The sequence below is a fragment of the Actinoallomurus oryzae genome (assembly GCF_039541955.1).
Classification (GTDB): domain Bacteria; phylum Actinomycetota; class Actinomycetes; order Streptosporangiales; family Streptosporangiaceae; genus Actinoallomurus; species Actinoallomurus oryzae.
Window position 1 is genome coordinate 51,358 of the sequence record NZ_BAABHF010000025.1, and the last position, 26,175, is coordinate 77,532.

The window sequence follows — 26,175 nt, forward strand, 5'->3', positions numbered from 1 at the left end:
ACCTATGCGGGTTCATGTGGTGAGCGACGTACACGGGCGCGTGGACGCGCTCGCCGCCGCCGGCGACGGGGCCGACGCGCTCGTGTGTCTCGGGGACCTCATCCTCTTCATCGACTACGACGACCACGCCCAGGGCATCTTCGCGGACCTGTTCGGCGAACGGCACGCCGACACGTTCATCTCGCTGCGCACCCAGAAGCGCTTCGACGAGGCGCGGGAGTTCTCCCGGCGGTTGTGGGCGTCGCTGGAGGGCGACCCGAGGTCGCACATCGAGGCGGCGGTCCGCCGCCAGTACAAGGCGCTGTTCGGGGCCATGCCCACGCCCGCGTACCTCACGTACGGCAACGTCGACATCCCGCGCATGTGGGCGGAGAACCTCCGCGAGGGCCAGCACGTGCTCGACGGGGAGACGGTGGAGCTCGACGGCTGGCGGTTCGGCTTCGTCGGCGGCGGCCTGCGCACCCCGTACCGCACGCCGCACGAGATCGACGACGAGACCTACGCCGCCAAGGTCGCGGCCGTGGGCGCGGTCGACGTCCTCTGTTGCCACATCCCGCCGGCCGTGCCCGAACTGCTCTACGACACCGTGGCGCGCCGCTTCGAGCGGGGCAGCGAGGCGGTGCTGGAGGCCATCCGCGACACGCAGCCGCGCTACGTGCTGTTCGGCCACGTCCACCAGCCGCTCGTACGCCGGACGCGGATCGGCCGCACCGAATGCGTCAACGTCGGGCACTTTCGCGCTCGCGGCGTTCCGTACGTTCTGGAGTGGTAACGGCTACGCTCCCGCAGGAAACGTTCGAGTGCCGAAGAAAGGACGCCCGCGATGGCGGATCGTACGAGTGCGAGCATGACGATCGGCGCCTCCGCACCGGAGATCATGGCGGTGATCGCCGACTTTCCGGCATACCCTGGATGGGCCGAGGGCATCACCGCCGCCGAGGTCCTCTCCACCGGAGATGACGGGCGGGCCGAGAAGGTACGCATCACGTTGGAGGCCGGGCCCATCAAGGACACTTATGTCCTCGCGTATGACTGGGACGGTGACGACGCGGTGCACTGGGACCTCGCCGAGGCCGGCGCGATGCTGACCGGCATGACCGGGGCATATCGTCTCGCCCCGGTCGATGGGAGCACCGAGGTGACCTACGAGCTCGCGGTCGACGTACGGATCCCGATGATCGGAATGGTCCGGCGCAAAGCGGAGAAGCGGATAATCGAGACGGCGTTGAAAGGGCTCAAGCAGCGCGTCGAAGCCTAGGCTCACCCCGGATGCCCGACCTGTGTGTCACGCATCCCTCGCGGGACGGTACCGTTTCACGCCGAACGATTAGGTAGATGATGACCCCATGAGTGAACAGCCAGCATCGGCGCTGTTTGAGGCAGTGCGTCTCGTCGAGGTGCTGCGGAAGCGCGTGAGCGGTGCCACGGGCGCCGGCTCCGGATCCGGTGACGTGTGGAGTGAGGCCACCAGCGAAGCCTGGGGCGAGCACATCGCGACCGGAGCGCCGGAGTGCCGCTACTGCCCGGTGTGCCGGGCGATCGCGGCGTCCCGTGCGTCCGGCCCTGACGTGGTGAGCCACGTCATGTCGGCAGGCGAGTCACTCTACGCCGCTCTCCGCGAGGCGGTGGCGGGGTTCGAGCGGACGAAGCCGGCCGAGTCGCCGCGCCACGAGCCGGGTGGAGAACCGGCCGACGGCGGCCGGCCGCAGGGTGACTAGGGGGCCGCGTCGATGACGCTGACCATTGGTGTGGATGTCGGCGGTACGAAGGTCGCCGCCGGGGTGGTCGACGACCACGGCCGGATCATCGAGAAGCTCCGGCGCCCGACGCCCTCGACCAGCCCCCATGAGACGGCGGCGGTCATCGCCGAGGTCGTCGACATCCTCAAGGGCAAGTTCGACGAGGTCGAGGCGGTCGGTCTCGGCGCCGCGGGCTTCGTGGACGAGAGCCGTTCCATGGTGCTGTTCGCGCCGAACCTCGCCTGGCGCGACGAGCCGCTCAAGAAGAAGGTCGAGGGCCAGGTCGGCCTGCCGGTGATCGTGGAGAACGACGCCAACGCCACCGCGTGGGGCGAGGCGAAGTTCGGCGCCGGCCGCGGCGAGGACCACATCGTCCTGATCACCCTGGGCACCGGGATCGGCGGCGGGCTGATCATGGACGGCGAGCTGTACCGCGGCCGGTTCGGCATCGGCGGTGAGTTCGGGCACTTCCGCGTCGTCCCGGACGGACGGCGCTGCGGCTGCGGCAACCGCGGCTGCTGGGAGCAGTACGCCTCCGGCAACGCGCTCGTCGCGGAGGCGCGTGAGCTGGCGCGCGTCTCCCCGGCGCTGGCCGGCCGCCTGCTGGAGCTCGGCGACGGCTCGCCCGAGGGCATCAGCGGCCCGGAGATCACCGAGGCGGCGCGCGGTGGCGACACCGCGGCCCTGGAGTGCTTCCGCAGCGTGGCCGCGTGGGTCGGCCAGGGCATGGCGGACCTGGCCGCCATCCTCGATCCGGGCGCGTTCATCATCGGCGGCGGCCTGTCGGAGGCGGGCGACCTGCTGCTCGACCCGGCACGCGCCGCGTTCGAGAACGCCCTGACGGGCCGTGGCCACCGGGTCTTCGCCGACATCCGGATGGCCGAGCTGGGCCCCGACGCCGGCATCGTCGGCGCGGCGGACCTGGCGCGCCTGCGTTGAGTCTCTGAGCTCCTTTTGACCACGATCCGGCTGCTCAGCTACAACGTCCGGTCGATGCGCGACGACCGCGCCGCGCTGGCCCGGGTGATCCGGAGGCTGGAGCCGGACGTCGCGTGCGTGCAGGAGGCGCCGAGGTTCGCGTTCTGGCTCCGCAAGCGCCGCTGGCTGGCCCGGCGCACGTCGCTGGGCCTGGCCGTACGCTCGCGGCCCGCGGGGCTGGAGCTGTACGCCGGGCCACGCACGGCCCTCCTGCACCGGCGGCACCGGCTGCTCACACCGGTACCGGGCCTGCACCGGCGCGGGCTCGTCTTCGGGCTGTTCGAGGTCGGCGGGGCGCGGTTCGTGGCGGCCAGCGTTCACCTGGACCTGGCCGACGGGCCGCGCCTGCGGCACGCCGAGGAGATCGTGACGGAGCTGGCGCGGATACGCGAGCGGTTCGGCGCTCCGGTCGTCCTCGCCGGGGACGTCAACGAGGAGCCCGGGGGAGCGGCGTGGGAGCACCTGGCGTCGCGGTTCCAGGACGGCTTCGCGACGGCGCCGTGGGGCGAGGGCGCGACGTACAGCTCACGGGAGCCGCGCACCCGCATCGACGGCGTCTTCGCCGACCCCGAGGTCGAGGTGCTGAGCTGCGGGGTGCCCGACGAGCCGGAGTTGCTGGCCGACTACCCGATGGCGACCGACCACCGCCCGGTCGTGGCCGAGCTCCGCGTCCGCGCGAGTTGAGCCCGCGCAGTGGCGCGGCGCCCGTCCGCGCGGGCTCTTGATCAGACGACCGCGCCGTCGTCGTCCTCCGGCGGGTCGTCGCCCATGCGCAGGACGAGCGCGACGAAGCCGCCGATGAAGGCGGCGACCGCGACGAAGGCGGCCCAGCTGGGGACGTCCCAGCTCAGGAACACCGATGCCACCAGGTAGACCGGCCCGCCGAGCAGGGCGATCCAGGCGAAGCGGGTCAGCGCGTCCGGTTTCGGGAGCGGGGGAGGGGGCGGAGGGATGAAGTGGTCGCCGTCGTCCTCGTCGTCGGTGGCGGGCTTGACGACGCGGGCGGTCATCAGCTCGCCGTTCGTCTCCGCGGGCGGATCGTCGCCCGGGTCCTCGGCGGTGTCGTCCAGGGTCTCGTCGAGGTCCTCCTGGGCCGGCCAGGGCGTCTCGCCGGGGGCCGACGGCTGGTCGAAGGACGCGACGATCTCGGCGAAGATCTGGTCCTCGTCGCGGGAGGCGGCGTAGTCCTCCCGCAGCTCCGGGAGCCGCGCCTCGAGGATCTCCTCGGCGGCGGCCTTGGCGCTGGCGTCGGCGTAGAGCCGGTCGGTGGGCTCCTCCGGCAGGCGGACGTCCAGATAGCCCCCGGTCTCGCCCGGCGCCGGCACCGCGTACGCGGCGATTCCGGCGTCGCGCAGGGCGGCCAGCATCGCGTCGGCGAGCTGTGGTGTCAGGTCGGCGAGAGGAACGTACGCGTCCGCGGTCAGCCCGTTGCCTCGCCGGCTCATCGGCCGGTCCCCCTCTGTGCGTGGCCGGAGCCGCCGGGTGGCAGGCCCGTCGCCTCCGACCTGACGCCTGGCGTGAGCGCCATGGCGCCTCCCCTCGGAACTCCCGTCGACCGACGCTTCACGAAGAGCCTACGGCCGGGACAACTCTGTTTGACCAAAAGGTTGCGGGTGCGGATCGTGGGCGCGCAGGCCCGGGGTTGGGAAGATGACCATCATCTCTCAGTTCGCTCTCCGGGCGCACACCTATGGTCGGGCGGGAGGTTGTTTTACCGGTTGTCACGTGGTCCTCACCGCCATTGTCCACCCGGAGGGCCGGTGGGCACGGGGTGACGGCACGGTGACCGGAACGCGACCGCCCGCCGAACCCTTCCCGGCTTTACCCTGCGGTCGCGAAAAGTCAGGATGTTCTCCCCGTACGGGGCTGATGGGAGGGCTGGCGATCCGCTATGGTCTAGACCAATCGCGGTGCACCGTGCCTCGCGCGTGATGCCGCATCCACCGTTCCCGGCCCACTAGTCTGGTCGGGTCAGTCCATGGTTCGAAGAGGAGTAGGCATGCGTGTCGGAGTGCTGACCGGCGGCGGTGACTGCCCCGGCCTGAACGCCGTCATCCGCGCAGTGGTCCGCAAGGGCGTCCAGGAGTACGGGTACGAGTTCGTCGGCTTCCGCGACGGCTGGCGCGGTCCCCTCGAGGGTGACACCATTCCGCTGGACGTCCAGGCCGTACGCGGCATTCTGCCCCGCGGCGGCACCATCCTCGGATCGTCCCGCACCAACCCGATCAAGATCGAGGGCGGCGTCGAGCGGATCAAGGACAACCTCGCCGGGCTGGGCGTCGACGCGCTCATCGCCATCGGCGGCGAGGACACCCTGGGTGTCGCGCGGCAGCTGCACGACCGCGGCGTCAAGGTCGTCGGCGTGCCCAAGACGATCGACAACGACCTCAACGCGACCGACTACACCTTCGGTTTCGACACCGCGGTCAACATCGCGATGGAGGCCATCGACCGGCTGCACACCACGGCCGAGTCCCACCACCGCGCGCTGATCTGCGAGGTCATGGGCCGCCACGCGGGCTGGATCGCGCTGCACGCCGGCATGGCGTCCGGCGCCAACGTCATCCTGATCCCCGAGCGGCCGTTCGACATCGAGAAGGTCTGCGGCTACGTCGAGAGCCGGTTCAAGACCAAGTACGCGCCGATCATCGTCGTCGCCGAGGGCGCGCACCCGGCCGACGGCCAGATGGACGTGCAGACCCAGGAGCTCGACGCCTTCGGCCACGTGCGCCTGGGCGGCATCGGCGAGCGCCTGGCCGCGGAGATCGAGAAGCGCACCGGCAAGGAGGCCCGCACGACGGTCCTCGGCCACATCCAGCGCGGCGGCACCCCGACCGCGTTCGACCGGGTCCTGGCGACCCGGTTCGGCCTGCACGCGATCGACGCGGTGCACGACGGCGACTGGGGCAAGATGGTCGGCCTCAAGGGCACGGACATCGTCCGCGCCGACCTGAGCGCGGCGACGGACGAGCTCAAGACGGTCCCGGCCGAGCGGTACAGCGAGTCGGAGGTCTTCTTCGGCTGATCCCGGCCGGACACCTGGGCCCTCGCCTCACGGCGGGGGCCTTTCGCCGTCCGAGGCGGGTCCATCGGGCCGCCGTCCCCGGGACGCGGTCACCAGGGTGTCGCCCGCGGGCGTGCGGTAGTAGAGCACCGAGCGGCCCGTGCGGCGGCGGGTCATCAGGCCCGCGTCGAGGAGGATCCTCAGGTGGCGGCCCACCGAGCCCAGCCCCTGGCCCGTCAGGGCGACCAGCTGCGTGGTGCTCTTCGGTGACGCGAGCAGCGTCAGGACACCCGCCCGCGCCGGGCCGAGCAGACGGCCCAGCGCCTGCGGCGCGCCGGGTCCGTCCCCGTCCGCCAGGACGCCCGCGCACGGGTACACCACCGCGTACCGGTGCGGCTCCTCCCACGACACCCACCCCCGGCCGGGCGTGACGGGGACGAACAGCAGTTGCGCGCCCGAGATCACCCGCGGCGGGTGGTCGTACATGTTGATCCGCAGGCGCCCGTCGCCGAGCCAGCGCATCCCCGGGCGCATGTCGTCCAGGGCCGCCGCCCAGCCGCCCTCGCCGAGCTGTCGCGTACGGGCGAGGATGTCGGCCTCCAGCAGCCGCCGCCGGCGCGGCCAGTACGGGCGTACCGCCTCCGTCCACACCCACTCCAGCAGGTCCGCGGCGCGCGAGGGCAGGTCGGGCCGGTCCAGCACGGACGGCAACGGGCCGTTCAGCGACACCGTCAGGTCCGCGCGGGCCGCGTCCGGCGGTGTCTCCCGGATCCGGATCACCTCGTCGGCGAACGACGGCCCGCCCTCGGCGAACGGCGTGGGCGTGAGGAAGTCGGCGTTCCAGCTGCCCATGAGCCCCACCCGTACGAGCAGGGCGGTGACCGGATCGTCGGGGAGCCGTTCGCGGTACGCCGGCAGGTGAGCGGAGAGCCAGGCGTGTTCGCCGGGGTGGGCGGCGGTCGCGCGCTGCAGGGCGACCAGGGAGGCGATCGTCTCGTTCAGCGCCGAGATCACGAATCGGCTCCCGGCCACAGTGTCCGCGTTGACCTGCCACAACCCCACCGAAGTTTCGCCTCCCCGCGAAACCATAACGGCCATCGCGCCGGCGCAGTCATATTTCCCGCCATGCGCACCTACAGGGAGCTTTTCCGGACCGATGAGTTCACGCCGCTGTTCGCCGCGAGTTCCCTCCAGATCGCCGCCTCGACGGTGAGCGGGCTCGCGCTCGGCACCCTCGTGTACACCGCCACCCGGTCGCCGCTGCTGTCCGCGCTCAGCATGTTCGGCGCCTCCTTCGCCCAGCTGGCCGGCGCCATGGCGCTGCTGTCGGCGGCGGACCGGCTGCCGCCCCGGGCGGCGATGACCGCGATCGGGCTGGTGTTCGCGCTGAGCACGGTGGCGCTGGTCGTGCCCGGCCTGCCGATCGGCGCGCTCTTCGCGATCGTCCTCGGCCAGGGCCTGGTCGCGTCGGTGGGCGGGGGAGTCCGGTACGGGCTGCTCAGCGAGATCCTTCCGGCCGACGGCTACCTCCTGGGCCGTTCGGTGCTGAACATGTCCGCCGGGACGTCACAGGTCTGCGGGTTCGCGGCCGGAGGCGTACTGGTCGCCACACTGTCCCCACGGGGCACGCTGCTCGCGGGCGCCGCCCTCTACCTCGCCGCGGCGGCCGTCGCCCGTACGGGCCTGGCCGCGCGCCCGCCGCGCGCCGCGGGCCGCCCCTCGGTGATTGAGACCTGGCGGAGCAACGCGCGCCTGTGGTCCGACGGGTCCCGCCGCTGCGTCTACCTCGCGCTCTGGGTGCCCAACGGGTTGATCGTCGGCTGTGAGTCGCTCTTCGTCCCGTACGCGCCCGGGCACGCGGGCCTGCTGTTCGCCGTCGCGGCGTTCGGCATGCTGGTCGGGGACACGCTGACCGGCCGGTTCGTGGCGGCCCGGTGGCGGCGGAGGCTCGGCGCGCCGCTGCGCCTGCTGCTCGCCGTCCCGTACCTGATCTTCGCGGTGAACCCCCCGGCGCCCGTCGCGGTCCCCGCCGTCGTCCTCGCCTCGATCGGCTACTCCGCGACGCTGTTGCTCCAGGAGCGGCTGATGGCCATCACCCCGGTCGCCATGCACGGGCACGCGCTGGGCCTGCACACCTCCGGGATGCTCGCCATGCAGGGAGTCGCCGCCGCCCTCGCCGGGGCCGTCGCGCAGCACACCTCGCCGGCGACGGCCATGGCCGTGATGGCGGCGGCGTCGGTGGCGGTCACGCTGGCCCTCGGGCCCGGCCTGCGGACGGTGGAGCGCGTGCCGGAGCCCGCCGGCTCGGCGCGGTGACAAAACCGGATGCGGCCGCCGGGCCCCCGATGTGAGGATCGTGGAATGGACGCATCTTGGGCCCTCGACGAACTCGCGCACGCCGGTCTCGAGCACCTCGACCCGGGCTTCGTCGCCGGCTACGAGACGAAGGCCGGATACGACCGGGGCGGGCTGACGGACGTCGAGGAGGACCTCGCCGAGCTCGCCGGGCTCGACGGCACTCTGGTCGACCTCGGCGCCGGCACCGGACGGCTGGCGTTCGCCGCCGCGCCGCGGTTCCGCCGCGTGGTCGCGGTCGACGTCTCGCCCGCGATGCAGGAGGTCCTGCGCGAGCGTGCGGCCGGGCTCTCCAACGTCGAGTGCGTGCGCGCGGGCTTCCTGTCCTACGAGCACACCGGCGCGCCCGCGGACGCCGTGTGCACCCGCAACGCGCTGCACCAGCTGCCGGACTTCTGGAAGGCGCTCGCCCTGGAGCGCGTCGCGCGGATCATGCGGCCCGGCGGCGTGCTGCGGCTGCGCGACCTGGTCTATGACTTCCGCCCGGAGGAGGCCGACGAGGTCATCGAGCGCTGGTTCGACGGCGCGGCGGCCGATCCCGCCCGGGGCTACACCCGCGAGGACTTCGCCGAGCACCTCCGGACGGAGCACAGCACCTTCCGCTGGCTGCTGGAGCCGATGCTGGAGGCCACCGGATTCGAGATCGTACGGGCCGACTTCCGGGCGCGGATCTACGGCGCGTACACCTGCGTGAAACGGTGACGACGCGGGGAACACCGTGCCCGAGTCGCGGTGTTGCACTTCTTGCGCGACACTAGGTCTGTCTCGAAGTCGCCGCACGGCAGGCAGCGGAGCCTTGAGACGGACCCCAGGCGGGTCGCCCCTTTCCCGGTTCCCCTTGCAGGAGGTCATCCATGCCGATGCTCGACGCGGCGGCCGAGAGCACGAGCCGGCCCACCCCTGTGAACGGTGAGCCCTGTGTGCTGCTCAAGCTGGGTGAGCTCGTTCTCAAGGGCAGAAACCGTGACCTGTTCGAGCGGCGGCTCCAGAACAACATCCGCGCCGCGGTCAAGGGCCTGGGCATCAAGATCCACATCTGGCAGCGCGAGGGCGTCATCGTCGTCCGCACCGAGAGCGGCGAGCTCGCCGACGTCGACGCGGTCGCCCGGCGCATGACCGACGTGATGGGCATCGTGTGGGTGCACCGCGCCTGGCGGGTGGACAAGGACCCCGACGCGGCCGTGCGCGCGGCGCTCGACCTCGTCGGCCAGCACCCGGCGCTCGTGCGCAAGGGCCCGTTCGCGATCCGTTCGCGGCGTCGCGACAAGCGCTTCCCGATGACCTCCTCGGAGCTGAACATCCTGCTCGGCTCGAAGGTCCAGGAGCGCTACGACCTGCCGGTCGACCTGAAGAACCCCGACATCGCGGTGTTCGTCGAGGTCGACCAGCGCGAGGTGTTCGTCTTCACCGACGGCACGCCGGGCGCGGGCGGCCTGCCGGTCGGCATGAGCGGCCGGGCGCTCGTCCTCATGTCGGGCGGCATCGACTCGCCCGTGGCCGCCTACCGCATGATGCGCCGCGGCCTGCGCGTGGACTTCCTCCACTTCTCCGGCATGCCCTTCACCGGCCCCGAGTCGATCTACAAGGCGTACGCCCTGGTCCGCGAGCTGGACAAGTTCCAGGGCGGCTCGCGGCTGTTCGTCGTGCCGTTCGGCAAGGCGCAGCAGCAGATCAAGACCTCCGGCGCCGACCGGCTGCAGATCGTGGCGCAGCGACGGCTGATGCTGAAGACCGGTGAGATCGTCGCGCACAACCTCGGCGGGGCGGCGCTCGTGACCGGCGACTCCCTCGGCCAGGTGAGCAGCCAGACGCTCCAGAACATCACCGCGCTCGACGACGCGGTCGAACTCCCGATCCTGCGTCCGCTCATCGGCATGGACAAGATCGAGATCATGGATGAGGCTCGCCGCATCCACACGCTGGCGATCTCCGAGCTGCCGGACGAGGACTGCTGCACGGTCCTGACCCCGCGTCGCGCCGAGACCCGCGCCAAGATCGAGGATCTTCGCCAGATCGAGAAGCGTCTCGACGCCGGCGAGATGGCCGAGCAGCTCGCCACGACCCTGCAGGAGCACCGTCCGGCGTACGGCGACACCGGCGCCTGACCCGCCGACGCCCCTGCCCTCGACGGGCGCCGGCGTCCGGAGAGCACGCGCACGAGCGGGCCGAACCGGCGGGCGGAGGCCGGACGCCCCCGCCCGCCGACGGTCATCGCCTCGGCCGCCCCTCCGGCAGCGCGAGGATCAGCAGGCTGACCACCAGCAGGGCCAGACCGGCCAGGGCGACCCCGGCCAGATGCTCACCCAGCACGAACAGGCCGAGCACCGCCGCGACGGCGGGTTCGGCCAGGGTGAGCGTCGTCGCCGTGGCGACCGGTGTGGTGCGCAGCCCGCGGCCGTACAGGACGTAGCCGACCCCCGTGGTGACCAGGCCGAGGTAGAGCGCGGCCGGGCCGCCGCGTGCGGTGAAGAGCCAGCCGGCACCCTCGAACAGGAGCACGGGCAGCAGCAGGACGCCGGCGCCGGCGAACAGGACACCGGTCACCGCCCGGTCCTCCTCCCCACGCGTGATCAGCACGGACGCCGCGGTGGCGTAGGCGGCGTACCCGAAGCCCGACAGCAGGGCGAGGGCGATGCCGACCGGCTCGACCCCGGCGGACCGGCCGCCGACGGTCAGCGCGGTGCATCCGGCCACCGCGCCGACGGTGGACAGCAGCCAGCGGCGGCTCGGCGTGCCCATCCGCAGGGCCAGGGTGAGCAGCCCCGCGAACACCGGCCCGCTGCCGATCGTGACGACCGTGCCGGTGGCGACACCCGTACGGGCGACGGAACTGAAGAACGCCACCTGGTAGATCGCGGCGAGGTTGGCGCCGAGGAAGAGGATCAGCCAGGTGCGGCGGCCGGCGGCGATCAGCGGCCGCAGGCCGCCGGAACGCACGGCGAGGACGAAGAGGAAGGCCCCGCCGATGAGCAGCCGGGCGGCGCCCACGACGACCGGACCCGCGTGCGTGAAACTGCGAACGGTGCCGGTGGTGCCCCAGAGAGCGGCGGCGAGGACGATGTCGGCCGCGCCGCCGAACCGGCGTACGGGCGTGGTGGTACTGAGGGACGTACTGGTCACGAGAGAGACTCCAGGCTCGAACCGGATGATGAACACCGGATCCGGGGACGCGCCTGAACACGTTCACGACCACGCCGGGCGGTGCGCCGGGCGTGGGGAAGGGGCGACCCCGGTCAGAGCCGGGGCGGTCCGAGCTGAGCGGTGAAGTACGCCATGACCGGAGAGCCTAGCCCGCCCATGACACGCCGGTCGAAGCGGGGCCGTCGCCGGAGAGGGTCCGCCGGACGCGCCGCTCCTCCGCCGGCACGTCCGTGCCCGGCGACGTCCGCGCGGGCGGGCGCCCGGCATCTCCGCGGGTGCACCGCCTGCCCGACGTCGTCCGGCGGCCGGGGAGGCGGCCCCGTGACCGGCGGGGCCGCCTCCCCGGCCCGGTTCACGCGGTGGCGAGGGTACGGCCCACCAGCGGAGGCAGATCGCGGACGGTCTTGGCCAGCTCGCGCAGGTCGCCGTTGACGAGCGCCTGCGGGCCGTCGCACAGCGCCTGTTCCGGGTGCGGGTGCACGTCGATGATCACGCCGTCGGCGCCCACGGCGATCGCCGCGCGGGTCAGCGGCAGGACCAGGTCCCGCCGCCCGCCCGAGTGCGACGGGTCGATGATGACGGGCAGGTGCGACAGCCGCTGGGCGACCGGGACCGCGGAGATGTCCAGCGTGTTCCGCGTGGCCTTCTCGAACGTCCGGATGCCGCGCTCGCACAGGACGATGTCCAGGTTGCCCCGCTGCGCGACGTACTCCGCCGCCATCAGCCACTCTTCGATCGTCGCGTTGAAGCCGCGCTTGAGCATCACCGGCTTGCCCGCGCCGCCGACCGCCTGCAGCAACGCGAAGTTCTGCATGTTACGCGTGCCGACCTGCAACATGTCCGCGTAGGAGGAGACCAGCTCGACGTCGTGGGCGTCCACCACCTCCGTGACGATCGGCATGCCCGTCTCTTTCCGCACCTCGGCCAGGATCCGCAGGCCCTTCTCGCCCAGGCCCTGGAACGCGTACGGCGACGTCCGCGGCTTGAACGCCCCGCCCCGCAGCAACGTCGCGCCGGCGGCCTGCGCCATCTGCGCCGCGGCGAGGGTCTGCTCCGGCGTCTCCACCGCGCACGGCCCGGCGATCAGCGTCATGGTCCCCGGCCCGATCGGCACGCCCCCGACCCGTACGACCGAGCGGTCCGGGTGGTTCTCCCGGCTGACCAGCTTGTACGGCACCGAGATCCGCACGACGTCGGCGACCCCGCGCATCCCGCGCAGGTTCAACGTGCCGAGCTGCTCCACGTCGCCGACCAGCCCGACGATCGTGCGGTTCACGCCCCGGCTGACGAACGCCTCGGCGCCCGCCGACTCGACGCGTTCGACGACGGCCTGGACATCGGCCTCCCCGGCCTCGGCGGCCATGACGACGACCATGCTGTTCCCTCTTCCCAGAAACGACGAATGCCCCGGGCCTGATGGCCCGGGGCATTCGTCAGCGGTTGCCTTTAGCGCAGCGTCTTCCTGGCAGCCGCCCGTGACCCGGGCCCGCCATAGCCAAAGAAGACGTTGCTCACACCGGAACAGTAGCCCATCGGGGGGCATGCCCGTGCGGGAGGGGTCCACGTAGCGCGTCTCGGGGCGAATGGCAGGATGGCGGGCGATGAGGAAGTGCGGGCGGAAGACACACGATGGCGGCTGACACGCCGCTCCCGCCGGGGCAGCACGTTCCGCGTGACTGGCCGGTCCTGCACTACGGGCCGGTGCCGAAGTTCCGCCCTGAGCGCTGGGACCTGCGGGTGCAGGGCGCGACCGCCTCCGGGCAGGAGAGCCGCTGGACCTGGCCCGAGGTGGCGGCGATGGCACGGGAGCGGGTCACGGCCGACTTCCACTGCGTCACGAAGTTCTCCATCCCGGGTGTCGTCTGGGAGGGCATCCGCGCGACGACGCTGGCCGCGCTCGCCCCGCCCGCGGACGACGCCACCCACGTGATGGTCTGGGCCGAGTACGGCTACAGCGCGAACCTGCGGATGTCGGACTTCCTCGCCGACACGTCCCTGCTGGCCACCCACCGCGACGGTGAGCCCCTCACCCCCGAGCACGGCGCGCCGCTCCGCATGGTCGTCCCGCACCTGTACGGCTGGAAGAGCGTCAAGTGGCTCCGCGCGATCGAGTACCTGGTCGCGGACCGGCGCGGGTTCTGGGAAGAGCGCGGCTACCACAACCTCGCCGACCCCTGGCTCGAGCAGCGCTACTCCTACCAGGAGGAGACCCCGCCGGCCTGACACGCGACCCGGAACCCCCGCCCTCCGCGCGGGCGGCCGAGCGGGCGGAGTCAGACCGCTTACGGGCAAAGCCCCACGCGTTTCGTGACCGCCGTATTACCGTCTGCTGTCATGCTGCTGAGTTCCGCCGACGCGCTGATCGCCGTGGCGGCCGCCCTCACCGTGGGCGCCGCCGGCTGGTCGCTGTGCGCGATGCGGCAGCGCACGGGCAGGGGCGCCTTGGCCGACGAGGCGACCTTCGCCGCGCTGCACACCGTCTCGGTCGCCTCCACGTCGCTGCGGGCCGGGCTGACCGAGGACTCCGCCCGCAAGGCCGTACGCCATCTGCGGGACCTGCTCGGCGTCCCGGTCGTCGCGGTGACCGACACCGAACGGCTCCTCGTCTGGGAGGGCGGCATCGCCCACTCCGACTCCACGCTCCGCCTCGCCGAGCCCGTCCTGACCTCCGGCCGGTCACGGGTGATCGTCCGGGAGCTCGACCCCTGCGGCGACCCGCACTGCCAGGTCCGGGTCGCCATGATCGCGCCGCTGACCATCGACGGCCGGGTCGCGGGCGCCCTCGCGGCGTACGCCGAGCGCGCGCGGTTCCACCGGCTGCGCATCCTCGGTGAGGTGGCCCGCTGGATGTCCGGGCAGCTCGAGCTCGCCGAGCTCGACTCCTCCAAGGCGCGGCTGATGGAGGCCGAGATGCGCGCGCTGCGCGCGCAGATCTCCCCGCACTTCGTCTACAACTCGCTGACCACGATCGCCTCGTTCGTGCGCACCGACCCCGAGCGCGCCCGCGAGCTGGTGCTCGACTTCGCCGACTTCGCCCGCTACTCGTTCCGCAACCCGCGTGACTTCACCACCCTGGCCGAGGAGCTCCGCTCGATCGACCGTTACCTGCTGCTCGAGCGCGCGCGGTTCGGCGAGGAGCGCCTGCGGTTCAGCGTCGAGATCGCGCCCGAGGTGCTGCCCGTCGCCGTGCCGTTCCTGTCGCTGCAGCCGCTGGTCGAGAACGCCATCCGCCACGGCATGGAGTGCGGCATGCAGCGGTTCCACGTGCGCATCGTGGCCCGCGACGCCGGGGCCGAGGCCGCGATCAGCATCGAGGACGACGGGGTCGGCATGGACCCCGACAAGCTGCGGGCCCTGCTCGAGTCGGGCGACGACGGTGGCACGGCGCGCGGCATCGGCCTGCTCAACGTGGACGACCGGCTGCGCCAGGTCTACGGCGAGGAGTACGGCCTGGTCATCGAGACCGCGATCGGTGCGGGCATGAAGGTCAGCCTCCGCGTGCCCAAATGTCACACAGATCTGTCCGCACGGTAAGAGTCGCGTCTTACTCCATGAAATCTATTGCACACGGAGAGTAAAGGGGGCAGTCTCCTGCCATGTTGCGCGTGCTCGCCGCAGACGACGAGGCTCCGGCCCTCGAGGAGCTCACCTACCTCCTCCGCCGGCATCCGCGCGTCCAGGCCGTCCAGCCGGCGGCCGACGCCGCGGAGGCGCTGCGCGACCTCGGCCGCATGGTGTCCGAGGGCGACCGGCTCGACGCGGTGTTCCTCGACATCCGCATGCCGGGCCTCGACGGGCTCGACTTCACCCGGCTCGTCACCGGCTTCGCCGATCCGCCCGCCGTCGTCTTCGTCACCGCCCACGAGGAGTTCGCGGTGACCGCGTTCGAGCTCGGCGCGGTCGACTATCTCCTCAAGCCGGTCGATCCCGGCCGCCTCAGCGAGGCCGTTCGCCGCGTCGAACAGACCGTTCGCCGCGACGCCGCCGTCGAGGAGCCCGAGGCCGACGAGATGATCCCGGTCGAGCTCGCCGGCCGCACGCGGATGATCCCGCTCGCCGCCGTCACCCACGCCGAGGCGCACGGCGACTACGTACGGCTGCACACCTTCGACGGCAGCTACCTCATCCGCGTTCCGCTCGCCGCGCTCGCCGAGCGATGGAGGCCGGTCGGATTCATCCGCATCCACCGCAAGACGCTCGTCTCCACGGCACACATCAGCGAGCTGCGATTCGACGACGGCCGCGCGGTCCTGCAGGTCGGCGAGCGCCCGCTGCTCGTCAGCCGGCGACACACCCGCGAGGTCCGTGACCTGCTCGTTCGCAGATTCCGGCAGGAGGCGCGCGGCCCGAGATGACCGAACGCGTCACCGTCACCGTTCCCGGGGCCCGCAGACGTGGCCCCCGCCGAAGACCCCCCGACGAACACGCGGAGCCGGGCGCGGCACGGGTCAGATCCCTGATCCGCGCGCAGGCCCGGCTCGCCCTCGCAACCCTCACGATCATCTTTCTTCTCCTCGCCGGCCTGCCGATGTTGTTCGCCTGCGCCCCGGGCCTGTCCCACGTTCGGCTGCTGGGCGTCCGGCTGCCCTGGCTGATCCTCTGCGGTGGCGTCCAGCCCGTCTGGGTGGTCGCCGCGCATCGCCACGTACGTCTCGCCGAGCGCGCCGAGCGCGCCTTCACCGAACCGGCACGGCCCGAGTGACCACCACCTCGGTGCCGGAAGCGGGTGAGGAGCATTCATGATCACGGTGGTGGCGCTCGCGCTGCTCATCGCCTCTCTCCTGGGCGTCTCCGCGCGTACGCGGCCCGCCCACGCCTCCGACCTGTACTCCGCCTCGCGCGAGGTCTCGCCCTGGTGGAACGCCTCGGCGATCAGCGGGGAGTACATCTCCGCCGCGGCCTTCCTGGGCATGGCCGGTCTCGTGCTCGCGTACGGCGCGGACATGCTGTGGCTGCCGATCGGCGCCGCCGCCGGCCACGTGGTGCTGCTCACACTCGTCACGGCCCCCCTCCGCCGCTCGGGCGCGTACACCCTGTCGGACTTCGCGGCCTGGCGGCTCGGATCGCGTACGGTCCGGCACGCCGTCAGCACCTGCGTCGTCGTCATCGGCTGGTTCTACCTCCTTCCGCAGTTTCAGGGGGCCGGCGTAACACTGTCGGTAATAAGCGGGCTGCCCGTGTGGACCGGCTGGATGGCCGTCGTCCTCGCGGTGGGAGCGGTGGTCCTGCCCGGCGGCATGCGCAGCATCACCGGCATGCAGGCCGTCCAGTTCTGGCTCAAGCTCATCGCGGTGGTCGTGCCGGGCCTGATCTTCCTGGCCGTCTGGCGGCTGCAGAACGACGCCGACGCGGCGCGCGCGCCGTACTTCCACCGGCCGACGACGGTCACGGCCGGGACGAGCGCGGGGATGCGGATCACCGCGCCCGCCGTCGTCACCGTCCGCGGCGTCCTCGACGGGCGGCGCTACGACGGTGAGCCCGTCCGGCTGGACACCGGGCCGCACCGTGTACGGGCCGGAGCGCGGCTGCGCTTCCCGGCCGGCGCCGCGGTGCCGCGCACCGACCGGCTGGCGCTCCTGCGCGGTGACCGGTGGGCGACACCGTTCTCGGGCGGGCGCAACCACCCGCTGGCCGCGACGTACTCCGTGCTGCTCAGCGTCCTGCTCGGCACCATGGGCCTGCCGCACCTGGTCGTGCGGTTCTACTCCAACGCCGGCGGGCGGTCCGCGCGCCGTACGGCGAAGCTCGTGGTGCTGATGCTGGCCGCCTTCTACCTGTTCCCGGCGCTGTTCGGCACCCTCGGCCGGCTCTACACGCCCGAGTTGCTGATGACCGGCGAGACCGACGCGACGCTCCTGATGCTGCCCCACCGGATGCTGCCGGGCCTTTCGGGAGACCTGCTGACCATCCTCGTCGCCACCGGGGCGTTCGCGGCGTTCGCCTCCACCTCCTGCGGGGTCGTCGTCGCGGTCTCCGGCAGCATCGCCGGCAACCTCGGCGGCGGCGCGAGCGGCTTCCGGCGGTCCGCGTTGATCACCATGGCGGTCCCGCTCCTCCTCGTGACGCTGACGTGCGTGCCGCAGTCGATGGCGCTGATCACCCTCGCCTTCGCCGTCGCGGCGTCGTCGCTGTGCCCGCTGCTGGTCCTGGGCGTCTGGTGGTCGCGGCTCACCCCGGCGGGCGCGGTCGCGGGCGTGGTCGCGGGCGGCGGACCGGCCACCGCGGCCGGCCTCACGCGGATCCTCGGCGGCCAGCGCGCCGGCTGGCTCGGCATGCTCATCGAGCAGCCGGCGCTCGTCACGGTGCCGCTCGGCTTCGCCGCCATGATCGGCGTCTCCCTGCTGACGCGCGCGACCGTTCCGGTCCACACGGACCGGGCGATGGTCCGCATGCACGTCCCGGAGGACCACCGGTGAAACCCCGCCGTTCGTCGCGCGTGAGCGACCGCTCGGACCGTCGTTACGGAACGCATACCGATGACTACGGACCGTTTACCGAGGCAAGGGCTTTATGGGTTTCGCCGCGGCACCCGCGGACCCTAGTGTTTCGGCACAGCAACGTTCTCGGGACGGCCGCCAGGCTCCGACTCGGGGGGGTGGAGGCCAGGCGGCGGCGCCTGGGTGCTGCTGAACGGTCGGGGGGTTGTTCAGCGGCACCCAGGCCTTTTTCGTTGCGGGAGAGTTCAGCGGTCGCGCAGGGCCTTCAGGGTCTCCACGTCCGCGCGGTGGGGTTCGGGGCTGCGGCCCGGCGTCTCGATCACCAGCGGCACGCCCCGGCTCACCGGGTGGCGGAACAGCTCGGCGAACGGCTCGGCCCCGATGCGGCCCTTGCCGATGTTCTCGTGTCGGTCCTTGGCCGAGCCGCAGCCGTCCTTGGAGTCGTTCGCGTGGATGAGCTTGAGCCGGTCGGCGCCGACCGTCATGGCGAGCGCGTCCAGCGTCGCGGCGACGCCGCCCGGGGCGGCCAGGTCGTGGCCCGCCGCGAACGCGTGGCAGGTGTCCAGGCACACCCCGGCACGCGGGTGGCGGTCCACGGTGTCCAGGTACGGACCAAGGTCCTGGACGGTCGCGCACAGCATCGCGCCCTGCCCGGCCATCGGCTCGAACAGCAGGTCGGGGCCGTCCGGCGGGATCTCGTCGAGGAGCGGCAGCAGGTGCTCGCGCAGCTGGCGCACGGCGGCCTCACGCGGCTGGGAGACCGCCGACCCGGTGTGCACGACGACGCCGCGGGCGCCGATCGCGGCACCCCGCACGAGCGAGTGCCGGATCGAGGCCACCGAACTGGCGACCGTCTGCGGGTTCGGCGACCCGACGTTGATCAGGTACGGGGAGTGCACGAACACCGGCATGCCGGTCCGCTCGCCGTGCTCCCGGAGTTTGCGGTCCTCGGCCTCCTTGCCGGCCGCCAGCGCCCATCCGCGCGGGTTGCTGACGAAGACCTGGATGGTCTCGGCGCCGATCTGCGCTGCGTAACGCAGCCCGCCGGTGGCCAGGCCGCCGGCCACCGGCACGTGTGCCCCGATGGGGCTGGTCAGCTGGGCAGTCATAGCCGCGCCAGCCTAGTGGGTGCGGCGGGCCCGCTCACGGCGGGCCGCGCCGGAATCGCTCGGGACGGGCCCTCAGTGCCAGATGGTGATGGTGGCGCCGTGGGGCTGCGGGGTGCCGGCCGGAGGGTTCTGGCCGGTGACGATGTCACGGCCGTTGCCCTTGCTGACCTTCACCTGGAAGCCGTTCTGGCGCAGGAGCTGCCGCGCTACCGCGATCGTCTGGCCCGTCACCGGGGGCACCGTGCCCTGGCCGCCGTCGTTGTCCTTGCAGAACGGGTTCCACCACTGGCACTGGCCCTTGGTCACCGTCACCTGCACCGAGTCGCCGCGGTTGACCTGCTGGCCCGGCGGAGGGTTCTGGCCGACGACGATGTTCTCCGGCTGGTTCGGGGCCGGGTCCTGCTCCTGCCACTGGACGTTCAGGCCCAGCTTGCTCAGGGCGGCGTTGGCCTGGTCGCGGCGCATGTTGACGAGGTTGGGCATCTTGATGCCGCTGCTGACCACCAGCGTGACCGGGTCGTCCGGGTTCTGTGACGTGCCCGCGGCCGGCCTGGTCTTGATGACATAGCCGCGCGGGATCGTGGTGCTGTCCTGCTGCACCTGGTCACCGGGCTGCAGGCCGACGCTCTGCAGCCGCTGTTTGGCCTGGTCGAGCGGCATGTTGTGCACGTCCGGGATGTCCACGGGCTTCTTGCCCTTGGAGAACACCAGCGTGAGCAGGGTGCCCTTCTTGACCTCGGTGCCGACCTTCGGCTGGACGTCGACGACCCTGTCCTTGGGGATCTTCTGGTCGTAGCGGGAGTCGCCGCGCTTGACCTTCAGGCCGAGCTTGGCGGCCTCGACGCGCGCCTGCTCCTCGGAGAGGCCGACGAGCTTGGGCACCCGTTCGGTGTTGCCGAGCGTCACGCTCCACACCACGCCGCCGAGGAGCACCACCACCACGACGACGGCGGCGATGACCCCGTACAGGCCGGGCGGGCGCAGGAGGCGGCCCCGCAGCCCCGCGGGCGGCGGCGGTCCGGGGTCCGGCTGCGTGTGCTCGTCGCGGGGGATCGCCATCGTGTGCGGCCCCAGCATCTGGGTGCCGGCGCCGAGCATCTGCGTCCCGGCACCGGCCGGCGCCGGGAGCGCCTGCGTCGAACCCTCCGGGGAGGAGGAGACCGCCGACGGGTCGGGCATGGGCGCGGTGACCGGGCTCACGCCCGCGAGGGTCTCGTCGATGTCGCGGGGCAGGGTGCGGTAGACCTCGCCGGCCGCGGAGTGGAAGTGGACCGCGTCGGAGGGCCGCCGCGCCGGATCGCGGTTGGTCGCGCTGGCCACGAGGGCGTCGATCTGCGGCGGCAGGCCCGGGACGACGCTCGACGGCAGCGGCACCGCCTCGTTGACGTGCTTGTACGCCACGGACAGCGGCGTGCCGCCCTGGTGCGGCTGACGGCCGGTCAGCAGCTCGAACAGCATGATGCCGGCGGCGTAGACGTCGGTGCGGGTGTCGGCGTCGCCGGAGATGACCTGCTCGGGGGCGAGGTAGCCGACGGTGCCGATGAGCATGCCGGTCTTGGTCTGCTTGCTCGCCGACTCCGCGCGGGCGAGGCCGAAGTCGGCCACCTTGATGCGTCCGTCGGCGTTGAGCAGGACGTTCTCCGGCTTGACGTCACGGTGGATCACGCCGGCGCGGTGCGCGGCGCCCAGCGCCGCGAGCACCGGCTGCATGATCTCCAGCGCCTCGCGCGGTCCGAGCCGGCCGCGTTCGGTCAGCAGCGCGCGGAGCGTGCGCCCCGGGACGTACTCCATCGCCAGGAAGACGTGGCCCTTGCTGGTGCCCTGGTCGTACACGGCGACCACGCTCGGGTGCGACAGCGCCGCGGCGTGCTTGGCCTCGGCGATGAAGCGCCGCACGAACTCCTCGTCGCCGACGAGGTTCGCGTGCATGACCTTGAGGGCCACCGTGCGATCGAGCTTCGTGTCATGGCCGACGTACACCGTGGCCATGCCGCCCTGGGCGACCCGCGACTGGACGCGGTAGCGCCCATCGAGCACCTGCCCGACGAGCGGGTCCGCAACCGACGTATCCATCAGGGGGAGTGTATTCGTGTTTAAACCTGATACTCGCCGCAGGTGCGAAGGAAGGCATCGATCCTTGACCGGATCGAGATCAACCGCTCGAGCTCAGCCCCTGCCACGGCGACGACGCCTGGGCGTACCGCCGCTTGGGGATCCGGCCGGCGAGCCGGGCCGTCCGGCCCGCGGTCACGGCGTGCCGCATCGCCGACGCCATCAGGGCGGGTGACTGCGCCCGGGTGACCGCGGTCGCGAGCAGCACCGCGTCACAGCCCAGCTCCATGGCGAGCGCCGCGTCGCTGGCCGTGCCCAGCCCCGCGTCCAGCACGACCGGCACCTGCGCCTGCTCGACGATGAGCTCGATGTTGTGCGGGTTGCGGATGCCCAGGCCCGAGCCGATGGGCGAGCCGAGCGGCATCACGGCCGCGCAGCCGGCCTGCTCGAGCCGGTGGGCGAGCACCGGGTCGTCATTGGTGTACGGCAGCACGACGAACCCGTCGTCGACGAGCTGCTCGGCCGCGTCCAGCAGCTCGATCGGGTCCGGCAGCAGCGTGCGCTCGTCGGCGATGACCTCCAGCTTCACCCAGTTGGTCGCCAGTGCGTCACGGGCCAGCTTGGCGGTGAGCACGGCCTCGCCCGCGGTGAAGCAGCCGGCGGTGTTCGGCAGCACGCGGATGCCGCAGCGGCCGAGCACGTCGAGCACCGAGCCGCGGGAACCGGGATCGACGCGTCGCATCGCGACCGTGGTCAGCTCGGTGCCGGACGCGGTCAGCGCCTCCTCCAGGACGCTCATGCTCGGCGCGCCGCCGGTGCCCATGATGAGCCGGGATCCGAACGTCTCTCCCGCGATGACGAGCGGGTCGTCCATCGTCAACCTCCCTGTACGGCGGTCAGCACCTCGATGCGGTCCGCCTCGCGAACGATCGTGGTCGGCCAGTCGCCGCGCGGGACGACCTGGTCGTTGAGGGCGACGGCCACGCCGGCCGACGCCCGCGTCACGGAGGCGACGACGCCCGCCACGGACGCGCCCTCCTCTGTCTCGCGCTCCGCGCCGTTCACAGTGATCCTCATGCGATCCTCATGTTCCCTCGTGTTCGCTGGTCGTTCGCCCTTCTCGCTCGCTCCACCGGCGACCTCGTCCCTCGGCCGCCGCCTCCGCTCGCTCCTGCGGGCTCACTCGTGTTCACCGGTCGTTCGCCCTTCTCGCTCGCTCCACCGGCGACCTCGTCCCTCGGCCGCCGCCTCCGCTCGCTCCTGCGGGCTCACTCCGAAAACCGGGCGGGTGAGAACGGCCGGGCGACCTCGGGCATCGAACCGGTCGCCAGCAGCTCGGCCATGACGTCACCGGTGACCGGCGCGAGCAGCACGCCGCCGCGGAAGTGGCCGGTGGCCAGCAGCAGGCCCGGCAGCGCGCTCGCGCCGAGCACCGGGGCGTTGTCCGGCGAGCCGGGCCGCAGACCGGCGCGTACCTCGGCGAACTCCAGCTCGGTGACGCCGGGCAGCAGCTCGCGGGCGTCGCGCAGCAGCTCCCAGACGCCGCCCGCGGTGACCGTCGTGTCGAAGCCCATCTCCTCCTGGGTGGCGCCGACCACGATCTCCCCGTCGGCCCGCGGCACGAGGTAGACCGACGAGCCGCGTACGAGGCCGCGCACGCACCGGCCCAGGAACGGCGTCGCGCTCCGCAGGCGTACCACCTGGCCCTTGACCGGGCGCACCGGCGGCAGCACGCCGTCCGGCACTCCCTTGACGTCCTGGCTCCACGGCCCGGCGGCGAGCACGACCTGGTGCGCGCGGACCACGTCGCCACCGTCGAGACGGACGCCCGCGGCCCGGCCGTCCTCGGTCAGCACCTCCGCGACCCGCTCGCGTACGACCGTGCCGCCGAGCCGCTCGACGGCGGTCAGCAGCGCGGCGGTCAGGCGCCGCGGGTCGATGGAGCCGTCCGCGGGGGCGAGCAGGCCGCCGCGTACGGAGGGCGCGAGCATGGGTTCCATCCGCCGGCACTCGCGGCCGGTGAGCGTCTCGGCCGGGATCCCGAGCGACTCCTGGTAGCGCCGCAGCTCGCCCAGGACGGCGAGGTCGTCGGAGTCGAGGGCGACCTGGAGTGTGCCGTCGCCACGGAAGCCCGTGTCACGCCCGGACACCTCCTCCAGCTCCGCCACGAACGCCGGATAGCGGTCGCGCGAGGCGAGGCCGAGGTGCAGGAGCGCCTCCTCGCCGTAGGTGAGCTCGCTGACGGGGGTGAGCATTCCGGCCGCGACGTAGGAGGCCTTGGCGGCCGGTTCGGGGTCGGCGACCGTGACGCGCAGCCCGCGCCCGAGCGAACGCCACGCCGTCGCCAGGCCGATCACACCGCCGCCGATGATGACCACGTCGTCCACTCTGGCGCTCCCTTCGCCGGCATGACCCGGATCAGGTTCAGCGGTCGGCGGCCATCTGCCGCCCTCTCAGCCCGGTCCGCCGGGCTCCCGCGCTGGGGATCTTTCTCGGGGCGTCCCACGGCCCCGCTGCCGCTGGTCGGGCACACGGGGCTCGTGAAGCACCCCCTAGCCTACGTCGTATGGAGCGCGTGATCGTGGTGGGTGGCGGACTGGCGGGGCTGCGGACGGCCGAGACGCTGCGGGCCCAGGGGTACAGGGGCGATCTCACGCTCGTGGGGGCCGAGCCGCACGCCCCGTACGACCGCCCGCCGCTGTCGAAGGCCGTGCTGCGGGGCGAGACCGACGACACGACCGTCGCCCCCGACCTCGACGGGCTCGGCTGTACGACGCTCCTGGGGCGGCGTGCGACGGGCCTGGGCGAGGACCTGGAGACGACCGAGGGGCCGCTCGCGTTCGACGCGCTCGTGATCGCGACCGGCGCGACGCCGATCCGGCTGCCCGGCGACGGCCCGCAGCACGTGCTGCGCACCATCGACGACGCCCGTGCGCTCCGCGCCGCGCTGCGTCCCGGCGCCCGGCTGGTCATCGTCGGCGCGGGCTGGATCGGCGCCGAGGTCGCGACGGCGGCGGCAGCGGCCGGCTGCCGGGTCACGGTCGCGGAGGCGGCGGACGCGCCGCTCGCGGGCGCCATCGGCGCCGAGGCCGGGTCGCGGACCGCGCGCTGGTACGCCGAGGCCGGCGTCGAGCTGCGCCACGGGGTCAAGGCCGCCTCGGTGGAGCCCGGCGGCCTCGAACTGGCCGGAGGCGGCTCGATCGAGGCCGACCTCGTCGTCACGGGCATCGGCGTACGGCCCGAGACGGGCTGGCTGGAGGGTTCCGGGCTGGCACTGGAGAACGGCGTCGTCGTCGACGAGGGGCTGCGCGCGAGCCGGCCGGGTGTGTTCGCGGTCGGCGACTGCGCCGCGTGGTGGTCGGCCCGGTTCGGCCGCCGGCTGCGCGTCGAGCACTGGGACGTGGCGCTGAACGCCCCCGACGCCGTCGCCGCGAACCTCCTCGGCGGCGAGCGGGTCTACGACGCCGTCCCGTACTTCTGGTCCGAGCAGTTCGGCCGGATGGTGCAGTACGCCGGCCATCACCCGGCCGCCGACACGACGGTCTGGCGCGGAGATCCGGACGCCGACCGCTGGTCGCTGTGCTGGCTGGCGGGCGAACGGCTCGTCGCCATCCTGACCGTCGACCGGCCGCGCGATCTGGTGCAGGGACGGCGGCTGATCGCCTCGGGCGCCGCGGTCGACACCGGGCGGCTCGCCGACCCCGAGGTTCCCGTCAGGGCCACCGTACGCGGCTGATACCTCACCCTGTGATTTCGCGACCGGAATCGAGGTTTCAGATGGTGCGGAAGATGGTAAGCAGGCATGCGTGACGCACACCGTTGCCGAAATCGAGATCGATCGACAGACCGACGCACTGGTGGGTGAGTGGCTCACCCTTCCCGAGACGGCCGAGCGCCTCGGCCTCGATCTCAAACGGGTCAAGCAACTCCTCCGCGACCACAAGCTGCTGGGGGTGCAGCGCGAGGGCGGGCTGAGCGTGCCCGCCGCGTTCATCCAGAACGGCCAGCCGCTCAAGGGCCTCCACGGCACGCTCACCGTGCTCGCGGACGCCGGGTTCGATCGCGTCGAGGCCCTGCGATGGCTGTTCACCGCCGACGACTCGCTACCGGGCACGCCCGTTCAGGCGCTGACCGAGCACCGGGTCAAAGAGATCAACCGGCGCGCGCAGGCGCTCGCGCTTTGAGTCCGGGCGATACCGCCCGGCGAGACGGAGGGTGGCGGTTTGCCCGCACGTCTTCCCACTGACCGGGCGGTGAGCCTGCGGTCCCGCCTGGGCCGCGCGCGCCTCTACCTGTGCACCGACGCGCGCGAGGCCCAGGGCGACCTGCCCGAGTTCCTCGACGCGGCGCTGGCCGGCGGGGTCGACATCGTCCAGCTCCGCCAGAAGGGGCTGGAGGCTCGCCAGGAGCTGGAGCACCTCGCGGTGTTCCGCGCGGCCTGCGACCGGCACGGCGCCCTGCTGGCGGTCAACGACCGCGCCGACATCGCGCACGCCGTCCGCGCCGACGTGCTGCACCTCGGCCAGGACGACCTGCCGGTGCCCCGGGCGCGCGCGATCGTCGGTGAGGACATGCTCATCGGGCGGTCCACGCACTCGGAGGAGCAGGCGGCCGCCGCGGCGACCGAGCCGGGCGTCGACTACTTCTGCACGGGCCCGACGTGGCCGACGCCGACCAAACCGGGCCGGCCGGCCCCGGGTCTCGGTCTGCTGTCCTACACGGCGGAACGCCGGTTCGCGCGCCCCTGGTTCGCGATCGGCGGCATCGACGCCGGCAACCTCGACCAGGTGCTGGCCGCCGGGGCGACCCGCGTCGTCGTCGTACGGGCGATCACCGAGGCCGACGACCCGCGGGCCGCGGCGGCGGCCCTGGCACGGCGGCTGCGCCATGAGTGAATTTCACCCGTGGTTCACCCAGCGCACACCTCGGCCTGAGCGACAATGGGAGCCATGATCGGCATTCCTGACGACGAACGCCCCGTCGAGTTCTCCGACGACGACGAACTGGACGTGCTGCCCGATCAGACGAGTGACGACACCGACACCGGCTGGGGCGAGTGGCGCGCGCCGGATGAGGACGCCCGTCTCCTGGAGGAGCGTCCTCCGCACTGGTAGGGACGCTACGGGTGAATCGGCAGGCCCAGGCCCAAGAGGAACCCGGCGACGATGACGAGGGCCAGCACGGCGACGAGCTGACGGTTGCGGCGCCGCGGAGGCCGTGACGCCGGGCGGGGACGCACCCGTGCGGGCGTACGCGCCGCGACGCGGCTGTGCTCTGCGGTGTCCAGTTTCATGGTGCTGACATCCGGCTCATGCGGACGCTCGGTCGGTCATGCCCCAATTCTTCACCGGGCATGATCG

The 26,175-nt window shown here is 72.5% G+C and carries 28 protein-coding genes; 18 read left to right on the plus strand and 10 right to left on the minus strand.

The annotated features are described in order from the left end of the window. Window positions 1-4: 4 nt before the first annotated feature. The 5 genes from ABEA10_RS23860 (at window position 5) to ABEA10_RS23880 (ending at window position 3,401) form a co-directional block, all read left to right on the plus strand. Window positions 5-772, plus strand: coding sequence for a metallophosphoesterase family protein (locus tag ABEA10_RS23860; protein WP_345467533.1), 768 nt, complete (start codon window positions 5-7; stop codon window positions 770-772). A gap of 51 nt (window positions 773-823) precedes the next feature. After that, window positions 824-1,258, plus strand: a complete 435-nt coding sequence (locus ABEA10_RS23865; protein ID WP_345467534.1) for an SRPBCC family protein — start codon at window positions 824-826, stop codon at window positions 1,256-1,258. A gap of 88 nt (window positions 1,259-1,346) precedes the next feature. Further along, window positions 1,347-1,718 carry a hypothetical protein gene (locus ABEA10_RS23870; RefSeq protein WP_345467538.1) on the plus strand — a complete coding sequence of 124 codons (372 nt, stop codon included), beginning with the start codon at window positions 1,347-1,349 and terminating at the stop codon, window positions 1,716-1,718. 12 nt (window positions 1,719-1,730) lie between these two features. Continuing rightward, on the plus strand, window positions 1,731-2,678 hold the full coding sequence (locus ABEA10_RS23875; protein WP_329257881.1) for an ROK family glucokinase: 948 nt from the start codon (window positions 1,731-1,733) through the stop codon (window positions 2,676-2,678). A gap of 15 nt (window positions 2,679-2,693) precedes the next feature. Then, window positions 2,694-3,401, plus strand: a complete 708-nt coding sequence (locus tag ABEA10_RS23880) for an endonuclease/exonuclease/phosphatase family protein (protein WP_345467542.1) — start codon at window positions 2,694-2,696, stop codon at window positions 3,399-3,401. A gap of 41 nt (window positions 3,402-3,442) precedes the next feature. On the opposite strand, the gene ABEA10_RS23885 is transcribed toward ABEA10_RS23880, so the two are convergent. Next, window positions 3,443-4,162: a hypothetical protein gene (locus ABEA10_RS23885; RefSeq protein ID WP_345467544.1), complete on the minus strand. Its 720-nt coding sequence runs from the start codon at window positions 4,160-4,162 to the stop codon at window positions 3,443-3,445. A 554-nt stretch (window positions 4,163-4,716) separates the two neighbouring features. On the opposite strand from ABEA10_RS23885, the gene ABEA10_RS23890 reads away from it, so the two are divergent. Beyond that, window positions 4,717-5,742, plus strand: coding sequence for a 6-phosphofructokinase (locus ABEA10_RS23890; protein ID WP_345467546.1), 1,026 nt, complete (start codon window positions 4,717-4,719; stop codon window positions 5,740-5,742). A 27-nt stretch (window positions 5,743-5,769) separates the two neighbouring features. Here ABEA10_RS23890 and ABEA10_RS23895 read toward each other — a convergent pair whose 3' ends face one another. Continuing rightward, window positions 5,770-6,735, minus strand: a complete 966-nt coding sequence (locus ABEA10_RS23895; RefSeq protein WP_345467548.1) for an ArsR/SmtB family transcription factor — start codon at window positions 6,733-6,735, stop codon at window positions 5,770-5,772. 111 nt (window positions 6,736-6,846) lie between these two features. Between ABEA10_RS23895 and ABEA10_RS23900 the strand changes: the two genes are divergently transcribed. From ABEA10_RS23900 to thiI, 3 genes are all read left to right on the plus strand, one after another. Next, window positions 6,847-8,037 carry an MFS transporter gene (locus ABEA10_RS23900; RefSeq protein ID WP_345467550.1) on the plus strand — a complete coding sequence of 397 codons (1,191 nt, stop codon included), beginning with the start codon at window positions 6,847-6,849 and terminating at the stop codon, window positions 8,035-8,037. Window positions 8,038-8,082: 45 nt separating this feature from the next. Beyond that, entirely contained in the window at window positions 8,083-8,778 is a 696-nt protein-coding gene (locus ABEA10_RS23905) for a class I SAM-dependent methyltransferase (protein WP_345467552.1), read from the plus strand. A 152-nt stretch (window positions 8,779-8,930) separates the two neighbouring features. Continuing rightward, complete coding sequence (gene thiI, locus ABEA10_RS23910; RefSeq protein ID WP_345467555.1) at window positions 8,931-10,181, plus strand: tRNA uracil 4-sulfurtransferase ThiI; 1,251 nt, start codon at window positions 8,931-8,933, stop codon at window positions 10,179-10,181. A gap of 103 nt (window positions 10,182-10,284) precedes the next feature. Here the strand turns inward: thiI and ABEA10_RS23915 are convergent, their stop codons facing one another. Together ABEA10_RS23915 and aroF are read right to left on the minus strand one after the other, a co-directional pair. Next, window positions 10,285-11,196: an EamA family transporter gene (locus tag ABEA10_RS23915; RefSeq protein WP_345467557.1), complete on the minus strand. Its 912-nt coding sequence runs from the start codon at window positions 11,194-11,196 to the stop codon at window positions 10,285-10,287. Window positions 11,197-11,569: 373 nt separating this feature from the next. After that, on the minus strand, window positions 11,570-12,592 hold the full coding sequence (aroF, locus tag ABEA10_RS23920; RefSeq protein WP_345467560.1) for a 3-deoxy-7-phosphoheptulonate synthase: 1,023 nt from the start codon (window positions 12,590-12,592) through the stop codon (window positions 11,570-11,572). Window positions 12,593-12,846: 254 nt separating this feature from the next. Between aroF and ABEA10_RS23925 the strand changes: the two genes are divergently transcribed. From ABEA10_RS23925 to ABEA10_RS23945, 5 genes are all read left to right on the plus strand, one after another. After that, window positions 12,847-13,440, plus strand: a complete 594-nt coding sequence (locus ABEA10_RS23925; RefSeq protein ID WP_329257911.1) for a molybdopterin-dependent oxidoreductase — start codon at window positions 12,847-12,849, stop codon at window positions 13,438-13,440. A gap of 111 nt (window positions 13,441-13,551) precedes the next feature. Beyond that, a complete protein-coding gene (locus tag ABEA10_RS23930; protein WP_345467564.1) occupies window positions 13,552-14,751 on the plus strand; it encodes a histidine kinase in 1,200 nt (399 codons plus the stop codon). A gap of 62 nt (window positions 14,752-14,813) precedes the next feature. After that, the gene (locus ABEA10_RS23935) at window positions 14,814-15,572 is read left to right on the plus strand and encodes a LytR/AlgR family response regulator transcription factor (RefSeq protein ID WP_329257918.1); all 759 of its coding nucleotides are present in this window, start codon (window positions 14,814-14,816) and stop codon (window positions 15,570-15,572) included. Continuing rightward, complete coding sequence (locus ABEA10_RS23940) at window positions 15,569-15,919, plus strand: hypothetical protein (protein ID WP_329257921.1); 351 nt, start codon at window positions 15,569-15,571, stop codon at window positions 15,917-15,919. Before ABEA10_RS23935 ends, ABEA10_RS23940 begins: the two co-directional genes overlap by 4 nt. A 37-nt stretch (window positions 15,920-15,956) precedes the next feature. Next, window positions 15,957-17,633, plus strand: a complete 1,677-nt coding sequence (locus tag ABEA10_RS23945) for a sodium/solute symporter (RefSeq protein ID WP_345467568.1) — start codon at window positions 15,957-15,959, stop codon at window positions 17,631-17,633. 266 nt (window positions 17,634-17,899) lie between these two features. Here the strand turns inward: ABEA10_RS23945 and ABEA10_RS23950 are convergent, their stop codons facing one another. The 5 genes from ABEA10_RS23950 to thiO all read right to left on the minus strand — a co-directional run bounded on the left by ABEA10_RS23950 (window position 17,900) and on the right by thiO (window position 23,202). Continuing rightward, complete coding sequence (locus ABEA10_RS23950; RefSeq protein ID WP_345467570.1) at window positions 17,900-18,763, minus strand: deoxyribonuclease IV; 864 nt, start codon at window positions 18,761-18,763, stop codon at window positions 17,900-17,902. 72 nt (window positions 18,764-18,835) lie between these two features. After that, window positions 18,836-20,836, minus strand: coding sequence for a Stk1 family PASTA domain-containing Ser/Thr kinase (gene pknB / locus ABEA10_RS23955; RefSeq protein WP_345467572.1), 2,001 nt, complete (start codon window positions 20,834-20,836; stop codon window positions 18,836-18,838). A gap of 79 nt (window positions 20,837-20,915) precedes the next feature. Then, window positions 20,916-21,689: a thiazole synthase gene (locus ABEA10_RS23960; RefSeq protein ID WP_345467574.1), complete on the minus strand. Its 774-nt coding sequence runs from the start codon at window positions 21,687-21,689 to the stop codon at window positions 20,916-20,918. A gap of 2 nt (window positions 21,690-21,691) precedes the next feature. Beyond that, entirely contained in the window at window positions 21,692-21,892 is a 201-nt protein-coding gene (gene thiS, locus ABEA10_RS23965) for a sulfur carrier protein ThiS (RefSeq protein ID WP_345467578.1), read from the minus strand. Window positions 21,893-22,083: 191 nt separating this feature from the next. Further along, window positions 22,084-23,202: a glycine oxidase ThiO gene (thiO, locus tag ABEA10_RS23970; RefSeq protein WP_345467580.1), complete on the minus strand. Its 1,119-nt coding sequence runs from the start codon at window positions 23,200-23,202 to the stop codon at window positions 22,084-22,086. Window positions 23,203-23,381: 179 nt separating this feature from the next. Between thiO and ABEA10_RS23975 the strand changes: the two genes are divergently transcribed. From ABEA10_RS23975 to ABEA10_RS23990, 4 genes are all read left to right on the plus strand, one after another. Further along, entirely contained in the window at window positions 23,382-24,551 is a 1,170-nt protein-coding gene (locus tag ABEA10_RS23975; RefSeq protein WP_345467582.1) for an NAD(P)/FAD-dependent oxidoreductase, read from the plus strand. A 70-nt stretch (window positions 24,552-24,621) separates the two neighbouring features. After that, complete coding sequence (locus ABEA10_RS23980; RefSeq protein WP_345467584.1) at window positions 24,622-24,999, plus strand: Rv2175c family DNA-binding protein; 378 nt, start codon at window positions 24,622-24,624, stop codon at window positions 24,997-24,999. 75 nt (window positions 25,000-25,074) lie between these two features. Next, window positions 25,075-25,710: a thiamine phosphate synthase gene (thiE, locus tag ABEA10_RS23985; RefSeq protein ID WP_345468188.1), complete on the plus strand. Its 636-nt coding sequence runs from the start codon at window positions 25,075-25,077 to the stop codon at window positions 25,708-25,710. 54 nt (window positions 25,711-25,764) lie between these two features. Continuing rightward, entirely contained in the window at window positions 25,765-25,929 is a 165-nt protein-coding gene (locus ABEA10_RS23990) for a hypothetical protein (RefSeq protein WP_329257949.1), read from the plus strand. A 5-nt stretch (window positions 25,930-25,934) separates the two neighbouring features. Here the strand turns inward: ABEA10_RS23990 and ABEA10_RS23995 are convergent, their stop codons facing one another. Then, window positions 25,935-26,108 carry a hypothetical protein gene (locus ABEA10_RS23995; protein ID WP_329257953.1) on the minus strand — a complete coding sequence of 58 codons (174 nt, stop codon included), beginning with the start codon at window positions 26,106-26,108 and terminating at the stop codon, window positions 25,935-25,937. Window positions 26,109-26,175: the final 67 nt, after the last annotated feature.

Bases quoted from the DNA above. Each gene is read 5' to 3' on its own strand.
- ABEA10_RS23860 (WP_345467533.1), top strand. From the start codon at position 5: ATGCGGGTTCATGTGGTGAGCGACGTACACGGGCGCGTGGACGCGCTC.
- ABEA10_RS23865 (WP_345467534.1), top strand. From the start codon at position 824: ATGGCGGATCGTACGAGTGCGAGCATGACGATCGGCGCCTCCGCACCG.
- ABEA10_RS23870 (WP_345467538.1), top strand. From the start codon at position 1,347: ATGAGTGAACAGCCAGCATCGGCGCTGTTTGAGGCAGTGCGTCTCGTC.
- ABEA10_RS23875 (WP_329257881.1), top strand. From the start codon at position 1,731: ATGACGCTGACCATTGGTGTGGATGTCGGCGGTACGAAGGTCGCCGCC.
- ABEA10_RS23885 (WP_345467544.1), bottom strand. From the start codon at position 4,162: ATGAGCCGGCGAGGCAACGGGCTGACCGCGGACGCGTACGTTCCTCTC.
- ABEA10_RS23890 (WP_345467546.1), top strand. From the start codon at position 4,717: ATGCGTGTCGGAGTGCTGACCGGCGGCGGTGACTGCCCCGGCCTGAAC.
- ABEA10_RS23900 (WP_345467550.1), top strand. From the start codon at position 6,847: ATGCGCACCTACAGGGAGCTTTTCCGGACCGATGAGTTCACGCCGCTG.
- ABEA10_RS23905 (WP_345467552.1), top strand. From the start codon at position 8,083: ATGGACGCATCTTGGGCCCTCGACGAACTCGCGCACGCCGGTCTCGAG.
- thiI (WP_345467555.1), top strand. From the start codon at position 8,931: ATGCCGATGCTCGACGCGGCGGCCGAGAGCACGAGCCGGCCCACCCCT.
- aroF (WP_345467560.1), bottom strand. From the start codon at position 12,592: ATGGTCGTCGTCATGGCCGCCGAGGCCGGGGAGGCCGATGTCCAGGCC.
- ABEA10_RS23925 (WP_329257911.1), top strand. From the start codon at position 12,847: ATGGCGGCTGACACGCCGCTCCCGCCGGGGCAGCACGTTCCGCGTGAC.
- ABEA10_RS23930 (WP_345467564.1), top strand. From the start codon at position 13,552: ATGCTGCTGAGTTCCGCCGACGCGCTGATCGCCGTGGCGGCCGCCCTC.
- ABEA10_RS23935 (WP_329257918.1), top strand. From the start codon at position 14,814: ATGTTGCGCGTGCTCGCCGCAGACGACGAGGCTCCGGCCCTCGAGGAG.
- ABEA10_RS23940 (WP_329257921.1), top strand. From the start codon at position 15,569: ATGACCGAACGCGTCACCGTCACCGTTCCCGGGGCCCGCAGACGTGGC.
- ABEA10_RS23945 (WP_345467568.1), top strand. From the start codon at position 15,957: ATGATCACGGTGGTGGCGCTCGCGCTGCTCATCGCCTCTCTCCTGGGC.
- ABEA10_RS23950 (WP_345467570.1), bottom strand. From the start codon at position 18,763: ATGACTGCCCAGCTGACCAGCCCCATCGGGGCACACGTGCCGGTGGCC.
- pknB (WP_345467572.1), bottom strand. From the start codon at position 20,836: ATGGATACGTCGGTTGCGGACCCGCTCGTCGGGCAGGTGCTCGATGGG.
- ABEA10_RS23960 (WP_345467574.1), bottom strand. From the start codon at position 21,689: ATGGACGACCCGCTCGTCATCGCGGGAGAGACGTTCGGATCCCGGCTC.
- thiS (WP_345467578.1), bottom strand. From the start codon at position 21,892: ATGAGGATCACTGTGAACGGCGCGGAGCGCGAGACAGAGGAGGGCGCG.
- ABEA10_RS23975 (WP_345467582.1), top strand. From the start codon at position 23,382: ATGGAGCGCGTGATCGTGGTGGGTGGCGGACTGGCGGGGCTGCGGACG.
- ABEA10_RS23990 (WP_329257949.1), top strand. From the start codon at position 25,765: ATGATCGGCATTCCTGACGACGAACGCCCCGTCGAGTTCTCCGACGAC.
- ABEA10_RS23995 (WP_329257953.1), bottom strand. From the start codon at position 26,108: ATGAAACTGGACACCGCAGAGCACAGCCGCGTCGCGGCGCGTACGCCC.